This is a genomic window from Carnobacterium sp., assembly GCF_040274945.1.
In the GTDB taxonomy this organism is placed as follows: Bacteria; Bacillota; Bacilli; order Lactobacillales; family Carnobacteriaceae; genus Carnobacterium_B.
In genome coordinates this window covers 173,966-189,121 of sequence record NZ_JBEMAR010000001.1, presented here as the reverse complement: position 1 = coordinate 189,121, position 15,156 = coordinate 173,966, and the positions used below count along the sequence as shown (strand labels likewise).

At 34.5% G+C, this 15,156-nt stretch carries 19 protein-coding genes and 1 other RNA gene; 17 read left to right on the top strand and 3 right to left on the bottom strand.

Translation table 11 applies throughout. From position 1 onward, the window contains the following. Nucleotides 1–35: 35 nt before the first annotated feature. Nucleotides 36–677, bottom strand: coding sequence for a Holliday junction resolvase RecU (gene recU / locus ABS916_RS00915; RefSeq protein WP_350450129.1), 642 nt, complete (start codon nt 675–677; stop codon nt 36–38). 71 nt (nt 678–748) lie between these two features. Between recU and ABS916_RS00910 the strand changes: the two genes are divergently transcribed. The 4 genes from ABS916_RS00910 to ABS916_RS00895 all read left to right on the top strand — a co-directional run bounded on the left by ABS916_RS00910 (nt 749) and on the right by ABS916_RS00895 (nt 3,437). Then, on the top strand, nt 749–1,291 hold the full coding sequence (locus tag ABS916_RS00910; RefSeq protein ID WP_035022701.1) for an SLOG family protein: 543 nt from the start codon (nt 749–751) through the stop codon (nt 1,289–1,291). A gap of 160 nt (nt 1,292–1,451) precedes the next feature. Continuing rightward, nucleotides 1,452–1,784, top strand: a complete 333-nt coding sequence (gpsB, locus tag ABS916_RS00905; RefSeq protein ID WP_035022704.1) for a cell division regulator GpsB — start codon at nt 1,452–1,454, stop codon at nt 1,782–1,784. Nucleotides 1,785–1,828: 44 nt separating this feature from the next. Then, nucleotides 1,829–2,204, top strand: an RNA gene (gene rnpB / locus ABS916_RS00900) — RNase P RNA component class B. An 87-nt stretch (nt 2,205–2,291) separates the two neighbouring features. Next, entirely contained in the window at nt 2,292–3,437 is a 1,146-nt protein-coding gene (locus ABS916_RS00895; protein ID WP_035024144.1) for a THUMP domain-containing class I SAM-dependent RNA methyltransferase, read from the top strand. Nucleotides 3,438–3,495: 58 nt separating this feature from the next. Here the strand turns inward: ABS916_RS00895 and ABS916_RS00890 are convergent, their stop codons facing one another. Then, nucleotides 3,496–3,903, bottom strand: coding sequence for a ribonuclease HI family protein (locus ABS916_RS00890; protein ID WP_350450128.1), 408 nt, complete (start codon nt 3,901–3,903; stop codon nt 3,496–3,498). Between the two features lie 38 nt (nt 3,904–3,941). Here ABS916_RS00890 and ABS916_RS00885 point away from each other — a divergent pair, with 38 nt between their 5' ends. Continuing rightward, the gene (locus ABS916_RS00885) at nt 3,942–4,439 is read left to right on the top strand and encodes an EbsA family protein (protein ID WP_350450127.1); all 498 of its coding nucleotides are present in this window, start codon (nt 3,942–3,944) and stop codon (nt 4,437–4,439) included. A 73-nt stretch (nt 4,440–4,512) separates the two neighbouring features. On the opposite strand, the gene ABS916_RS00880 is transcribed toward ABS916_RS00885, so the two are convergent. Then, nucleotides 4,513–4,719, bottom strand: a complete 207-nt coding sequence (locus tag ABS916_RS00880; protein WP_350450126.1) for a cold-shock protein — start codon at nt 4,717–4,719, stop codon at nt 4,513–4,515. A gap of 204 nt (nt 4,720–4,923) precedes the next feature. On the opposite strand from ABS916_RS00880, the gene ABS916_RS00875 reads away from it, so the two are divergent. The 12 genes from ABS916_RS00875 (at nt 4,924) to lepB (ABS916_RS00820) (ending at nt 15,094) form a co-directional block, all read left to right on the top strand. After that, nucleotides 4,924–5,565 carry a uracil-DNA glycosylase gene (locus tag ABS916_RS00875; RefSeq protein WP_502880572.1) on the top strand — a complete coding sequence of 214 codons (642 nt, stop codon included), beginning with the start codon at nt 4,924–4,926 and terminating at the stop codon, nt 5,563–5,565. Nucleotides 5,566–5,654: 89 nt separating this feature from the next. Beyond that, nucleotides 5,655–7,556, top strand: coding sequence for an ABC-F family ATP-binding cassette domain-containing protein (locus tag ABS916_RS00870; protein WP_350450125.1), 1,902 nt, complete (start codon nt 5,655–5,657; stop codon nt 7,554–7,556). Between the two features lie 18 nt (nt 7,557–7,574). After that, on the top strand, nt 7,575–8,522 hold the full coding sequence (locus ABS916_RS00865) for a thymidylate synthase (protein WP_350450124.1): 948 nt from the start codon (nt 7,575–7,577) through the stop codon (nt 8,520–8,522). 24 nt (nt 8,523–8,546) lie between these two features. Continuing rightward, entirely contained in the window at nt 8,547–9,038 is a 492-nt protein-coding gene (locus tag ABS916_RS00860; protein ID WP_035022726.1) for a dihydrofolate reductase, read from the top strand. Between the two features lie 87 nt (nt 9,039–9,125). Beyond that, nucleotides 9,126–9,962: an SGNH/GDSL hydrolase family protein gene (locus tag ABS916_RS00855; protein WP_350450123.1), complete on the top strand. Its 837-nt coding sequence runs from the start codon at nt 9,126–9,128 to the stop codon at nt 9,960–9,962. A gap of 32 nt (nt 9,963–9,994) precedes the next feature. Further along, the gene (locus ABS916_RS00850; protein WP_350450122.1) at nt 9,995–10,603 is read left to right on the top strand and encodes a YpmS family protein; all 609 of its coding nucleotides are present in this window, start codon (nt 9,995–9,997) and stop codon (nt 10,601–10,603) included. 30 nt (nt 10,604–10,633) lie between these two features. Beyond that, entirely contained in the window at nt 10,634–11,149 is a 516-nt protein-coding gene (msrA, locus tag ABS916_RS00845; RefSeq protein WP_350450121.1) for a peptide-methionine (S)-S-oxide reductase MsrA, read from the top strand. A 4-nt stretch (nt 11,150–11,153) separates the two neighbouring features. After that, nucleotides 11,154–11,375, top strand: a complete 222-nt coding sequence (locus ABS916_RS00840) for a YozE family protein (protein ID WP_350450120.1) — start codon at nt 11,154–11,156, stop codon at nt 11,373–11,375. Between the two features lie 33 nt (nt 11,376–11,408). Next, nucleotides 11,409–12,119, top strand: coding sequence for a purine-nucleoside phosphorylase (deoD, locus tag ABS916_RS00835; protein WP_350450119.1), 711 nt, complete (start codon nt 11,409–11,411; stop codon nt 12,117–12,119). Nucleotides 12,120–12,205: 86 nt separating this feature from the next. Next, nucleotides 12,206–13,699, top strand: coding sequence for a S41 family peptidase (locus tag ABS916_RS00830; RefSeq protein ID WP_350450118.1), 1,494 nt, complete (start codon nt 12,206–12,208; stop codon nt 13,697–13,699). 159 nt (nt 13,700–13,858) lie between these two features. Then, nucleotides 13,859–14,407: a signal peptidase I gene (lepB, locus tag ABS916_RS00825; protein ID WP_350450117.1), complete on the top strand. Its 549-nt coding sequence runs from the start codon at nt 13,859–13,861 to the stop codon at nt 14,405–14,407. A 21-nt stretch (nt 14,408–14,428) separates the two neighbouring features. Further along, complete coding sequence (lepB, locus tag ABS916_RS00820) at nt 14,429–15,094, top strand: signal peptidase I (RefSeq protein WP_350450116.1); 666 nt, start codon at nt 14,429–14,431, stop codon at nt 15,092–15,094. The last annotated feature ends 62 nt before the right edge of the window (nt 15,095–15,156 follow it).

Sequence of the window (15,156 nt, the reverse complement as noted above, 5' to 3'; positions counted from 1 at the left end):
AGAATGAACTATTTCTTTCTTATATGAACTAATATTTATTCTATTGCTAATGTGTCCACATTTTCTAGCTTAGCAATTAGCTGATCCACGACTTTTAGATAGGGAATGCGCGGCGAGAGTTCATAATACATTTCATATCCGCTCTTTTCAAGTTCTTTTAATGGAATCGATTTTCTCCCATCCTGTTGTTGATTGTTCCAATACTCAATCAAATGGACTGCTTCCAGTAAAAAAAGACGTTCACTTGTAGTAAAACGCATGATAACAAAACAAATAGCATGTTGTTCGATACATTGCTGCATATGAACGATTTGATGGTCATGAAAATTTTTCAAAGGAAAAGAAAGTTTGTTTTTTGTTTCTTTTGCTTCGAAATCCAGATAATAACCTTGATAAACCCCGTTGTAGTCGGTAGTAGATGCCTGTCTAAAGTAAGCTTCTTTAATGACAGCTGCACTTCTTTTTGGGTAATCTACTTTAACGATTTGAATAGGGGTAGGCTTTTTATGAATAACAGCATTTCCTTTTGCTAAATAATATTGATTGCTCGCATTAATATCATCTTCTAAGGACATACCTCGTTTACTGAATGAAGTCATCTGTTTGTTTAGTTGCTTTTTTGGTGGAACTTTGTCACTATGGATATAGGTTTTACCATTAGGATATCTTATAGCCAAATGAAATCACACTCCTAAGATTCATTATATCAAAGAACGGCCTTTAAAGAAAAGGAGAATCAAATGAGTTTATGAGAAACTTATATATTAGCGGATATCGGACATTCGAACTAGGTGTATTTAAAGATGATGATCCGAAAGTAGCAGTAATAAAAAAATGTTTAAAACAAGAAATTAGTCAGTTTATTGAAGAAGGAATTGAATGGGTTCTAACAAGTGCGCAGTTTGGCACAGAACAATGGGCTATTGAAGTTGTGGATGAATTAAAAAAGGAGTATCCAACCATAAAAGTTGGCATTATTTTTCCGTTTTTAGAGTTTGGTTCAAATTGGAATGAAAAGAACCAAAGTAAATTGATGGAGTTGAAAAAAATAGCAGACTATGTTGAAGCAACTTCTCATAAAACATATCAAGATCCATCTCAACTAAAGAACCATCAAGCATTTCTATTAGATCATTGTCAAGCAGCGCTATTGGTATATGATCCTGAATTTGAAGGGAAAACTAAGTTTGTCTATCAAGCAATAAAAAAGAAACAAGAAACAACGGAATTTGAAATGCGATTAATAGATGTTGACCAATTACAAAATAGCAGTATTGAAGAAGAGTATTAATGGAGTGATTTATTTTTATGAAACGAAGTCTTTTTAGTAGTTTATTTTTGCAAGAGCAATATAAATGTAAAAATAAGTTTTTATTTCTCATAATCTTTGTTATAATGAGAAATAAGAACAATGTTTTGTTAGAAGATGAAGCAAACAAAGAGGTGTAAACATGGCAAATAGATCATTAACAACAAAGGATATTCTTCAAAAAGAATTTAAAACAAATATGCGCGGTTACAGCCCAACTGAGGTAGATGAATACTTAGATGAAGTGATTCGTGATTATGAATCCTACAATAAAGAGATTACTCAATTAAAAGCTGAAAACGATCGTTTATTAAGTAAAATTGATGAGTTAACAAAACAAGCTTCAATTGGTAAACCTAGTTATTCTTCTCAACCGAATAGTACGGTGACTAATTTTGATATCTTAAAACGTTTATCTAATTTAGAACGTCATGTATTTGGGTCAAAATTAGATGAAACAGAAGATGAACTTTAATCAATAAAGTGTTTAAAATGATTCGCAAGTAAAAAATATTTGTAAATTTCGGGTAATTGCGGTTTAGCTTGACTAAACTGAGGAAAGTCCATGCTCGCACAAGCTGCGATGCTTGTAGTGTTCGTGCCTGGCGAAATCATAAGCCAGGGCCTCTATTTAAGTATAGAGAGACGGCAGAAAAAAGAGCTAAGGTTGCAAAACTATGCTTGAGTATTCTTGAAAGTGCCACAGTGACGAAGCAATACGGGAAACGGTATTGGTGGAACGCGGTAAACCCCTCGAGCGAGCAACCCAAACTTTGGTAGGGGCACTTTTCCTAGGGAATTGAACCGATGGAAGAGGCAGTAATTGCAGACAGATAATTACCTCCGGATAAAACAGACCTGACTTTTTATCTGAGACAGAACATGGCTTACAGAAATTTACAGATTCAGGTATAGAACCCTCCTTTTTGGAGGGTTTTATATTTATGTAAAGAAATTGAGAAGAATTGGAGAAATTAATGATATGAAAAAATTTCAACTTGTTGCAACAGCAGCCAGCGGAATAGAAGCTTTAGTAGGAAAAGAAATCAAAGCATTAGGTTATGAGTGCCAAGTAGAGAACGGTAAAGTCTTTTTTGAAGGAACTGAAAAAGATATAGCTAAAACAAACCTGTGGTTAAGAACAGCTGATCGTGTGAAAATTATCGTTGGTGAATTTGATGCTTACGAGTTTGATGAATTGTTTGAAAAAACAAAAGCATTGCCATGGGAAGATTTATTGCCAATGGATGCTCATTTTCCTGTAGCTGGAAAATCTATAAAATCAAAGTTATATAGTGTGTCGGATTGTCAAGCAATTGTAAAAAAAGCAATTGTTAACCGTTTGAGCGAAGTTTATCACCGTAATACTCGATTACCTGAAACAGGGGCTTTGTATCAGCTTGAGGTAGCCTTATTAAAAGATAAAGTTACATTAACCTTAGACACAACTGGTCCAAGTTTATTTAAACGCGGATACCGTTCTGCTAAAGGTGGTGCACCATTAAAAGAAAATATGGCTGCTGCGTTGGTTCAATTGACCAATTGGCGTAAAGACCGACCTTTCTATGATCCAGTATGTGGTTCAGGAACGATCGTTATCGAAGCTGCATTGATTGGACATAACATTGCACCTGGTATTAATCGCTCATTTAGTTGTGAAGAGTGGGAATGGTTTGATCAAAGTGTTTTTGAAGAAGTACGTACGGAAGCTGAAGCTGCAGTAGATCATGATATCGAATTGGATATTATGGGTTCAGATATCGATGGAACTATGATTGAAATTGCGAAAGAAAATGCAAATGAAGCTGGAGTAGGCAGCAGCATTACATTCAAACAAATGCAGGTAGCTGATTTTACGACAGAAAAAGAATACGGTGTGATCTTAGCTAATCCTCCATATGGAGAACGATTAGGTGAAGAAAATGAAGTTCACTACTTGTACAAACAAATGGGACAAGTTTATCGTCCGTTAAAAACATGGAGCAAATACATTATTACAAGTGATTTAGCTTTTGAAACCTTCTATGGTGAAAAAGCTACTAAGAAGCGTAAATTGTATAATGGAGCTTTAAGAACGGACTTATTCCAATTTTGGGGCGAACGTCCTCCTAGAGCGCCACGTGCATAAGTAAAAATAAGAATAAAAAAGCTAACTCTTATAAGAAAATTTTCTTTCTTATAAAGGGTTAGTTTTTTAAAAGTATTTTTTGTAAGGCTTGTCTTGCTAATTGATCTGCCCCTTTGTTTTGAGATTGTGGAATCCATTGAACAAAAAATAAAGGGAAGTGATGGAGTTTTTCTGTAATAAGGACAAGATAGGTTTTAAAGATATCTTTTTTTACGTAGTTTTTTTTAATTGCAGAAGCTACTAATTTACTATCTGTATACACCATTAACGTTTCAACGGTTAGTTGATGGTCAATTAAGTAATCAAGTCCTTTTATAAGTGCTTCAAATTCAGCTTCATGATTGCTCATTACTTTATCAAGTGGAATAGCTAATTGTTCATATCTGTTTTCAGCACTGATGACAATTCCAACACCGCTGGGACCAGGGTTATTTTTTGTAGAGGCGTCTGTATACAGTTTTATCATATTTCATTCATTTCCTTTCTTTTAAATGGGTTTTTAAGATGGGGTATGTTAGAATAACAGTACTTTCGTATAAGGAGCGCAACGTATTGGATGAGAATTCTCGAGTAAAATTTTCCCTTTCATTAGAACCAGCTTTTCAAGTTATTTATTGGTCAATTTGCTGGTTACTATTTTTTTCGCTACTTATTGTAGCTTTGGAAACACAAACGTTTAATTTAATACTGATTTTCTTGACGATTCTTGTTGGAATACTTGTATTTTATGGGCTAGGTTCTACTCTGCGAATAAAAAATAATAGCTTAAACCTTAGTTATTATAGAGGAATCCGCAACAAGTACATTCCATTAAATGAAGTAAAAAAAATAACGTTTTCTGCTAAAAGAGAAGTTAGTTTATGTTTAAATCAAGATAAAGTGGTTCATATTTACTTAAACATAAAAAACAAAAAGAAATTTTATGAGTATCTAAAAAAGAATGCACCTTTGATTTTTTTAGAGGAGAAAAATAAATGGGACGAGTTGTCTAAAATTGAATAAGAAAAAACGATACGCCTAAGGTGTATCGTTTTTTTTTAGCTGCTTAAACATTAATCTAGTTAAGAGGGTGTGGTTAGTCCAAAACAATAACTTTAGTTGCTTGAGGGCCTCTTGTACCTTCTAAAATTTCAAAAGAAACGTGTTGTCCGCTGCTTAACGATTTAAACTCTTCTCCATTAGCGATTCCTGTAAAGTGAATAAAAATGTCTTCGGTTTCGTTGTATTCAATGAATCCGTAACCTTTTTCATTACTGAACCATTTGACTGTTCCTTTTTCCATCTACGACACCCTCTCTAATAAGCTGTTCAAGTAGAATCGAGTCACTTTTCTTAATAGAATATAGGAAAGGACCTAATGTTATTATAGAAATAAACGCTACATTCGTCAATGATGTGTGGTTTAAAAATAGAATGCGCAAAATGATTCACCTGTTTAAATAAAATAGGTTAAACTAACTGTAGGAGGTTGATAGATTTGAATACGATATTAACAAACCATTTAGTTGAAATGGCTAAGAAACGATCTCAGGAGTTTAACGTTGAAGGTTTTGTTTATGGGCAAGGACCTATTCACCCAAAATTTTTATTAGTAGGGGAAGCTCCGGGAGAAACAGAAGCAGTGAACGGTATCCCTTTTTCTGGAAGAGCTGGTAAAGAACTTATGCGTTTTTTTGAATTATTGGAAGTTGATCGTACTGAAGTTTATATTTCAAGTGCTTTTAGAAGTCGGCCTTACCGTTATAAAGAAAAAATGGATCGCAAAACTCAGCAACTTGTTTCTCGAAAATACAATCGCCCACCCACTAAACAAGAACTGATTGCTCATGCTCCTTTATTAGATTATGAAATAGAAACAATCCAGACACCTTATATTCTGACGATGGGAAATATTGGATTACAAAGGTTGCTCGGTCCAAAAATGAAAGTTTCTGAACAGCATGGGAAACTTTATCATGGCCCAGTAATGCGTTTAGTTTCTTCAGAAGACAATACGTACACTTGGACTGAAAAACACTATGCCGTTTTCCCAACGTTTCATCCGGCGTCGATTTTCTACAATCGACAATTAGTTGAAACCATCCATGAGGATTTGGCACAATTCAAAAAACTGATTAATAAAACTTAATTAGAGCAACTTACAGATATTATGAATAAAAAATGGTAGAATGTTAAAGATGAATGAAAATGTTTAATAGAGGAAAGTGGAGATAAAAAATGAAAGAATTAAAAGTACAGAATTTAACAAAAACCTACGGAGAAAAAGTATTATTCGATGAAATCAATTTTTCAATAATGGAAGGCGAAAGAATCGGCCTTATTGGTGTAAATGGTTCTGGTAAAACAAATCTACTGAATGTGATTACTGGAAACGATAGTGCTGAAAAAGGCAGTATCCAAAAACCAAAAGATTATACCATCAGTTATTTGATGCAAGAACCAGATTTAAATCCAGATAAATCCGTTTTCGATGCTGTTTTTGAGGGAGACACTCCTATTTTAGCCGCTGTTAGAAACTACGAAAGAGCTTTAGATTTATTAACAGCAGATCCAATGGATGAAAAATGCCAAAACAGATATTCAAGAGCTGAACAGGCAATGAATGATGAAAATGCTTGGATAGCTGATACAAATGCAAAAATGATTTTAAACAAACTTGGAGTCATTGATTTAGAGCAATTGGTAGGAACGCTATCTGGTGGACAGAGGAAACGTGTTGGCTTAGCGCAAGTGTTGATTCAAGAACCGGATCTACTTGTTTTAGATGAACCTACAAACCATCTAGACTTTGAAACGATTACTTGGTTAGAGGGCTATTTAAGTTCGTATCGAGGAGCTTTACTGCTAGTAACTCATGACCGTTATTTCTTGGACCGTATCGTTAATCGAATGATTGAATTGTTCCATGGAAATGCGACTTTTTATACAGGGAATTATGAACAATACGTAGTCGAAAGAGCTCAAAGACAAGAAGCGGCTGTAGTAGCAGACCATAAAAGAAAACAAATGTATACGAAAGAATTAGCTTGGATGCGTACTGGAGCAAAAGCACGTTCAACAAAACAACAAGCTAGGATCGGTCGCTTTAAAGACTTAGAAGACAATTTAAATCAATCAAATGTAGACGAATCAGTTGAAATGAATTTAGAAGGTTCTCGTTTAGGAAAAAGAGTATTCGAGTTGAAGGATGCATCCCTTAATTTAGGTGGGAAAGTAATTCTAGATCACTTCAACATGTTGATTCAAACGAAAGATCGAATTGGGATCAGCGGTGAAAATGGAGCGGGTAAATCAACTTTCTTAAATGCATTAGCTGGTAGATTCCCATTAGATTCAGGAGAAATAGTTGTCGGTGAAACTGTAAAAATCGCATACTTTACGCAAGTAATTGAAGAAATGAATCCCAATAAACGTGTAATTTCTTATTTACAAGAAGTTGGAGAAGAAGTGGAAACAACCAATGGTGAAAGAATCAGCGTAACAAATCTATTGGAACAATTCTTATTCGAGCGCCATACGCATGGTACACTTATCGGTAAATTATCCGGTGGGGAAAAAAGACGCCTGTATCTATTGAAGTTACTAATGCAACAACCAAATGTATTATTGCTTGATGAACCGACAAATGATTTAGATATCGCAACGTTAACGGTTTTAGAAGACTATATTGAAACATTCCCTGGAGCAGTTATTTCAGTTTCCCATGACCGTTACTTCTTAGATAAAACCGTAGAGAAATTGCTGATATTTGATGGTAATGGAAAAATCAGACCATTTTATGGAAGTATTACAGATTATATAGAAGAAGAACAAGAGAAAAAACAAGGTCGCTCTGTTCAAAATAGTGGTTCAGTTGCAAAAGTTGCTACACAACCTGAATCAATTAGTGTTGATGAAAAAGTGAAGTTAACGTTTACAGAACAAAAAGAGTGGAGCACGATTGAAGAAGAAATGCTTGATCTTGAAAATAAAATAGAAACGCTTAAAGAAGAAATGTTAAAAGCGGGCAGTAATTTTAGTTTATTACAAGAACAACAAGAACAAGTAGCCACTTTAGAAAAAGAGTTAGAAGAAAAAATGAATCGTTGGGAATATTTAAGCCAATATGCGAATGATTAATTTATAGGAGGTAAAATGGTGGAATTAGAATATTTAAATTTAGGAAAAAAAGTCTTGGAAGATGGTCATGTAAAGACAGATCGGACAGGAACAGGAACTAAAAGTCTTTTTGGTTATCAAATGCGTTATGATTTACAAAAAGGTTTCCCATTATTAACAACGAAAAGAGTCCCCTTTGGTTTAATTAAAAGTGAATTGCTTTGGTTTATTAAAGGCAATACAAATATTCGTTATTTATTGCAACACAATAACCATATTTGGGATGAATGGGCTTTTGAACGTTTTGTCAAAAGTGAAGAATATTTGGGACCTGATATGACTGATTTCGGCAGAAGAGCCTTAGTTGATGAAGAATTTAAAGCTGTTTATGATGGTGAAAAAGAAGCCTTTTGTACACGTATTTTAGGAGATGACACATTTGCTGCTAAATACGGTGAGCTGGGAAATGTATATGGAGCTCAATGGAGAAAATGGAAAACGACCCAAGGAGAGACTATAGATCAGCTGAAAGATGTCATTCAACAAATCAAAACAACACCAGATTCAAGGCGTATGCTTGTTTCAGCATGGAATCCAGAAGACGTTCCTAATATGGCCTTGCCTCCTTGTCATACATTATTTCAATTTTATGTTGCTGATGGAAAATTAAGCTGCCAATTGTATCAACGAAGTGCAGACATCTTTTTAGGTGTGCCGTTTAATATTGCGAGCTATGCACTATTAACACATTTAATAGCTCATGAGGTTGGTTTAGAGGTTGGAGAATTTGTTCATACATTAGGTGACGCACATCTGTATTCAAATCATTTTGAACAAATGAAAAAACAATTAGCAAGAGAGCCTAGGGATTTTCCGTCAATCACATTGAATAGATCAAAGACTAGTATCTTTGATTTTGAGATGGAGGACATACAAATTGAAGGATATGATCCTCATCCAGGAATAAAAGCTCCAATAGCTGTTTAATCTGAAGAGAAAGTAGGAAACGAAATGATTGCTTTTTTATGGGCTCAAGATAAAAATGGTGTAATAGGGTACAAAGGTACTTTGCCTTGGTATTTACCAAACGATTTAAAATTTTTCAAACAAATGACTATAAATAACGCTGTGGTGATGGGCAGAAAAACATTTGAAGGGATGAACAAACGTCCTTTACCAGATCGTATCAATATTATTTTAACTACTGATCCTAATTACCAGGCAGATGGGGTCAAAATCATGCACAGCCGAGAAGAAGTGCTGGATTTTGCAAAAGACTACTCTGGAGATACCTTGATTACTGGAGGAGCGAATGTATTTAGTTTCTTTATGGATGACGTTGATGTGTTGCACCGCACAATGATTGAAGGCGAGTTTGAAGGAGATACTTTTATTCCAGAAATAGATTGGACAAAATGGAAACTTGAAAAAACAGAAGAGGGTATCTTGGATGACCGCAATAAATATCCTCATATTTTTGAAACATTTGCACGAAAGAAGTAAACACATTCTTCCTTTACAGAAGGTATACGAAGAATAAAGAATCTGGTATACTATTTCCATATATTTACAGGTAAAGGAGTTTTTATCATGAAAAAAGGAAAATCAATTCTAAAAAGCTTCCTTTTTTTAATTATTGGAATTATTTTAGTGGTGGGTATTCTGACAGTCTTATTCCGAACTCGTTCGAATGATGATCAAGAGACAACAGAAATAAAGAAAGTACCGCTTCATATTGTAGCAATTGGTGATTCATTAACTGAAGGTGTTGGAGATTCTACTAACAGTGGAGGATATGTTTCGATTGTCGATGAATTACTAGAAGAAACTCAAATTTATCAAGAAGTGACCACTAGTAATTATGGAAAAAGTGGAGATCGAAGTGACCAAATATTAAAACGATTTTACGAAGATGAAACGATGCAAAAAGACATTCAAACTGCTGATATGGTGGTTTTAACTATTGGTGGAAATGATATTATCCAAACATTTAAAAAGGATTTTTTGACTATCGATGAGCAAAAATTTATTGCTCCAGAAAAAACGTACGAACAAAACTTGAAGAGTCTTTTAACGGAAATGAAAAAATTAAATCCTCAGATTGAAGTTTATGTTTTTGGTATCTATAATCCTTATTATGTTTATTTTCCTGAAATCACTGAAATGCAAATGATAGTAGATAAATGGAATGAAAAAACGCAATCAATTGTAAATGAAACAGATAATGCTGTTTTTCTTTCAATATCTAACTTATTTAATCAATCCTCAGAATCAGAAGGAAAAGAAAATCAGTTGTTGAATGACCAAAATAGTGATGCGACAAAAGTTGTTAATCCGTATTTGTACGAAGAAGACTTATTTCATCCTAATAGAGCCGGTTATGAATTGATGGGTGAGGTATTGTTTAAGGCTATCGTAAATAATTAAAAAGAATTTTTTTTGAAAGTAAAAGGTGTGTTATGGAGAAAAAAAGAGATCAGCAAAAGAATAAAGTAAATGGTTGGAAATGGGCTTTTCTGGGATTGCTTTCAGTGGTAGTAGGCATAATCATCTGGGCCTTTACTCAAATGACTCCTATTATAATAGGAGAACCAAATCTTAAGACCATGGACACCAAAGATGAAGTCAGGTTTCAAGTGTCAACAAAAAAAGATGACGTTAATCAATTGGTAGCTTCTTATCTTAAAGATGAAAAAATTGTAAAAGGTCCCGTTAATTACCAGTTTAGATTGGAAGAGCAAGCACAATTAGTGGGTACTTTCCAATTGTTTGGTCATGATATCCAATTCCAGTTATTTTTAGAACCATTTGTTATGGAAAATGGTAATTTACAATTTAAAGCAACTGGTCTTTCAATTGGGAAATTTAACGTCCCGATTACCTTTGCAATGAATCAAATTGAAAATCAATTGAATATTCCGGATTGGGTAGCGATTGATAGTGAAAAAGAAACGATTGTTTTTAATTTAAATGAATTCACTTTAGATAGCGGTATCCATTTTTCAGTGGATAAAATTAATTTAGCTGAAAATGATATTCGAGTGAACGTTTTCGTTCCAGCTGATTAAAGTGAAAAGAAGTGGGAAAGGATGAGATAAGTGAAAGAGACAGCTATTTTTGCAGGAGGATGCTTTTGGTGTATGGTTTCGCCTTTTGATGAGCAACCTGGAATTGAAAAAGTTGTATCAGGCTACACTGGAGGTCATACTATTGATCCTACTTACGAAGAAGTGTTAACCCAAACAACTGGGCACACTGAAGCAGTTGAAATAACCTTTGATCCTTCAGTTATTTCATATGAGGAATTGGTAGACATCTATTGGAATCAAACGGATCCCACAGATGCAATGGGTCAATTTCAAGATAGGGGAGACAACTATCGTCCCGTCATTTTTGTTCTAAATGAGAATCAAAGAAACATTGCGGAGAAATCCAGACAACAGTTAAGCGAAAGCGGAAAGTATAAAAATCCTATTGTAACAGTAATTGAAGAGGTTCAACCTTTTTATCCAGCTGAAGAACAACATCAAGAGTTTTATCAAAAAAATCCAGAAAAGTATGCTCAAGAAAAAGAAGATCGTCTGCATTATCAACAAAGTAAAGAAAGGAATTAGTTCAATGCAACGTCCGTTTTATCATTATTTAATGACTGAAAGAGATCCACATAAAAAGGATGCTGTCACTTTATTTGCAAATGCTGTTTATTTAGATGACGGTTTCCCAAAACAATCAGAAGATTATCATGAAGTTAGTCATTATCTAGAATTAAATGGCACATACTTAGAAGAAATGACAACTTTTGACACAGCTTGGGAAATTTATTTAGACAAAGATAACTAAAACAAACTACCATACAATTAGGAGGAAATAATCATGAGTGTACACATTGAAGCTAAAGAAGGCCAAATCGCAGAAACAGTATTGTTACCAGGAGATCCATTAAGAGCAAAATATATCGCAGAAACCTTTTTAACAGATGTAGAACAATACAATCGAGTGAGAAACATGTTTGGCTACACAGGAACGTACAAAGGTCACCGAGTATCTGTTCAAGGAACTGGAATGGGAATTCCTTCTATGATGATTTATGCTGAAGAATTGATTACAGGATATAACGTGAAAAACTTAATACGTGTAGGAACTGCTGGTGGAATGCAAAAAGACGTTAAAGTACGTGATGTGATTTTAGCTCAAGGTGCAACAACAGATTCGGCTGTTGTCAAAAATACATTTAATGATCAAGTTCAATTTGCTCCTATCGCTGATTTTGATTTACTAAAAACAGCTTATGATATTGCTGTCGAACAAGGAATGGATGTTAAAGTAGGAAACATCTTGTCTGCTGACCGTTTTTATAATGAAGAGCTAGACAAAAAGAAACTTGCAGATTATGGTGTATTGGCAACTGAAATGGAAGCCGCTGGTCTATATACTCTAGCAGCTAAACACAATCGTCGCGCTTTAGCTATTTTAACCATAAGTGATCATTTGATTACGGGGGAAGAAACATCTTCAGATGAGCGTGAAACAACATTTAATGATATGATGATCGTAGCATTAGAAACGGCTTTAAAATTTAAATAAATCAGCAGTTTTTAAAAATAATTTCTGCAGTAAAATCAACTAACCGCATCCTATGCATTAATTGAAATCAGAGAGGAAGCTTACACATGGAGAATGAACCAAACAAAGAAAAGAATAAAAAAGGCATTAAGCCTTGGGCATATGGCGCTTCTCTCATAGTAGTTGCTGCACTTTCAATTGGTGGAACCATGGCTGTTACAAATGCAAATGATAATAATGAATCACCTGCTAAAAATCAGTTGAGTTCATCAGAAGCAAGCATAGAAATGAATGCAGATGAATTTGGGAAAATCCAAGAGGTATACGATGCGTTAATGTCGGATTACTATCAAGGTGTTGAAGGAGAAACACTTATAGAAGGTGCTATCACCGGTATGACAGAATCTGTCGAAGACCCTTATACGCAATACCTTGATGTAGAAGAATCAACTTCTTTAAATGAAAGTATCTCGGCTTCTTTTGAAGGAATTGGTGCTGAAGTAATGAAACAAGGAGATAATGTTATGATTGTGTCTCCGATTGCAGGTTCTCCAGCTGAAAAAGCAGGATTGCTGCCGAATGATATTATTTTAAAAGCAGATGATCAAGAACTAACAGGTTTAAACTTAAATGAAGCTGTTTCGCATATTCGAGGTGAAAAGGGCTCAGAAGTGGTGTTAACCATCAAACGTGGTGATTCTACTTTTGAAGTGACTGTTGTACGGGATACCATACCTGTTGAGACAGTTGTTTACCAATTAGATGAAGAAGATCCAACAATTGGTTATATTGCTATCACAAGTTTTTCTTCACCAACTTATGATGACTTAGTGTCTGCGATTGAAGATCTAAGAGAACAAGGGGCTGAATCTTTTGTTTTCGATGTTCGTCAAAATCCTGGTGGGTTATTAAATGCCGGGTTGAGTATTTCTAATTTATTTTTAGAAAATGGCGACACTATTTTACAAACACAGGAGAAAGATCAAGAACCGATTCCAATCGTTTCTGATGATGCGACAATGGGTGACTTTAAAGTGACGGAACCTTCCGTTTTATTAGTAGATGAAGGAAGTGCCAGCGCCTCTGAAATATTAGCGGGTGCGGTTAGCGAATCTGGTAATGTCAAATTAATCGGTACTCAGACATTTGGAAAAGGAACTGTTCAAAATGTAGCTACATTTGATGATAATAGTGAATTGAAAATGACGGTTGCAAAATGGTTAACGCCAAGTGGTAAGTGGATCAATGAAGAAGGAATAAAGCCAACTATTGAAGTACCTTTACCGGATTACGCCAATTTATTGATTATTGATAGTTCAAAAACGTATCAATTAAAAGACGTTTCCACTGAAGTTGAAAACTTAGAAAAAGTATTAGAAGCGTTAGGTTATCCTGTAGAATCAGTTGATGGATACTTTGATGAAGCTACTCAAGAAGCCGTCAAACAATTCCAAACAGAAAAAAAATTACCTGTTGATGGTATTGTAACAGGCGAAACAGCTACTCAACTCATTGAATCATTAAGAACTTTAATAGATGAAAATGATACTCAATATGAGGCAGCTATCAAAGAATTGCAATCTAGTACAACTGCTGAATAAACAGTAATAGCTAAGAAATACGATTGTTAATAACTTGATGCCAAAAGAGAGATAGGAATTTGCTATCTCTCTTTTGGTTGAATCATTGTTCTAAATAAATAGTTATTTTTTTGATTTTCTTGTATGATAGAATAAATAGATTGATTTGGAGCGAATGTAATGAGACAAAAGTCTTGGAAGGAATTTTCATGGGAATGGTTTAAGGCTTTCTTATTAGCTGGGTCAATCACTGTTTTACTACGAAATTTTATCTTTATTCCTATGACTATTGAAGGTTCTTCTATGATACCAACTTTTCAACAGGACGACCAGATCATAGTTAGAACTATTTACAATAATATAGAAAGATTCGATCTAGTTGTATTTCATGATTCGTCAAATCGAACACTTGTGAAAAGAGTCATTGGGTTACCGGGAGAAGAAATTCGCTACGAAAATGATCAGTTGTATATAGATGATCAAAAAATAGAGGAAACATTTCTTGATAATAATTTAGTTAATCATGCTGGTGGGGTATGGACATCCGATTTCACTTTAGAAGAATTAACTGGAACTCAAATAGTTCCAGAAGATGAGTATTTTGTATTAGGAGATAACCGCAGATCAAGTAATGACAGCCGCTATTTCGGCAGCGTTCCACTAGATTCGATTATTGGCGAAACATCCTTTACTTACTATCCATTTAATCGTATAAAGTTTATTCCATAAATAGTATAAGAAGGTAGGGAGATGCACTTGAGTAAAATTAATTTTTCTGATAATCAACACAAGAATGAAGATACTTTCGAACCGAGAAACACGCGTCATCTTTCTCCAAGTCAAAAACGCAAAGAAAATAAAGGCCGCGGCAGTGAATTTCTAAGCACCTTACTGTATTGTATTGTAGCACTCATTATTTTTCTGCTCATCCGACATTTTCTTTTTGCTCCGGTAAGCGTAGACGGTCAATCAATGGCACCTACTTTAGAAGATCAAGATCGTTTGATTTTAAATAAAATCGACAAGATAGACCGCTTTGATGTGATTGTTTTTCCAGCTCCAAGTGAGCCGGATAAACAGTATATCAAACGGGTTATCGGTCTGCCAGGAGATACGATTCGGTATCAAGATGATGTGTTGTATATTAATGGAGAACCGATTGAAGAAGAGTATTTAGAAAATTCCATCGAAAATATGACACCAGGAGATAATTTTACAGAGGACTTCTTATTAGCTGCTAAAACAGGAGAAGAAACTGTTCCTGAGGGTACTTATTTTGTAATGGGAGATAATCGTCAAAATTCAAAAGATAGCCGATTTAGTGAAGTAGGGTTTATAGATGCGTCCACTGTTAGTGGCACAACAAATCTTCGTATTTGGCCACTTAAAAAAATTGGTACGATTGACGAGAATTAACAAATGAAATAAAAAAAAAGAATACAATAATGTGGTTCTTTTTTTTGTGTAAATAGAAAGGT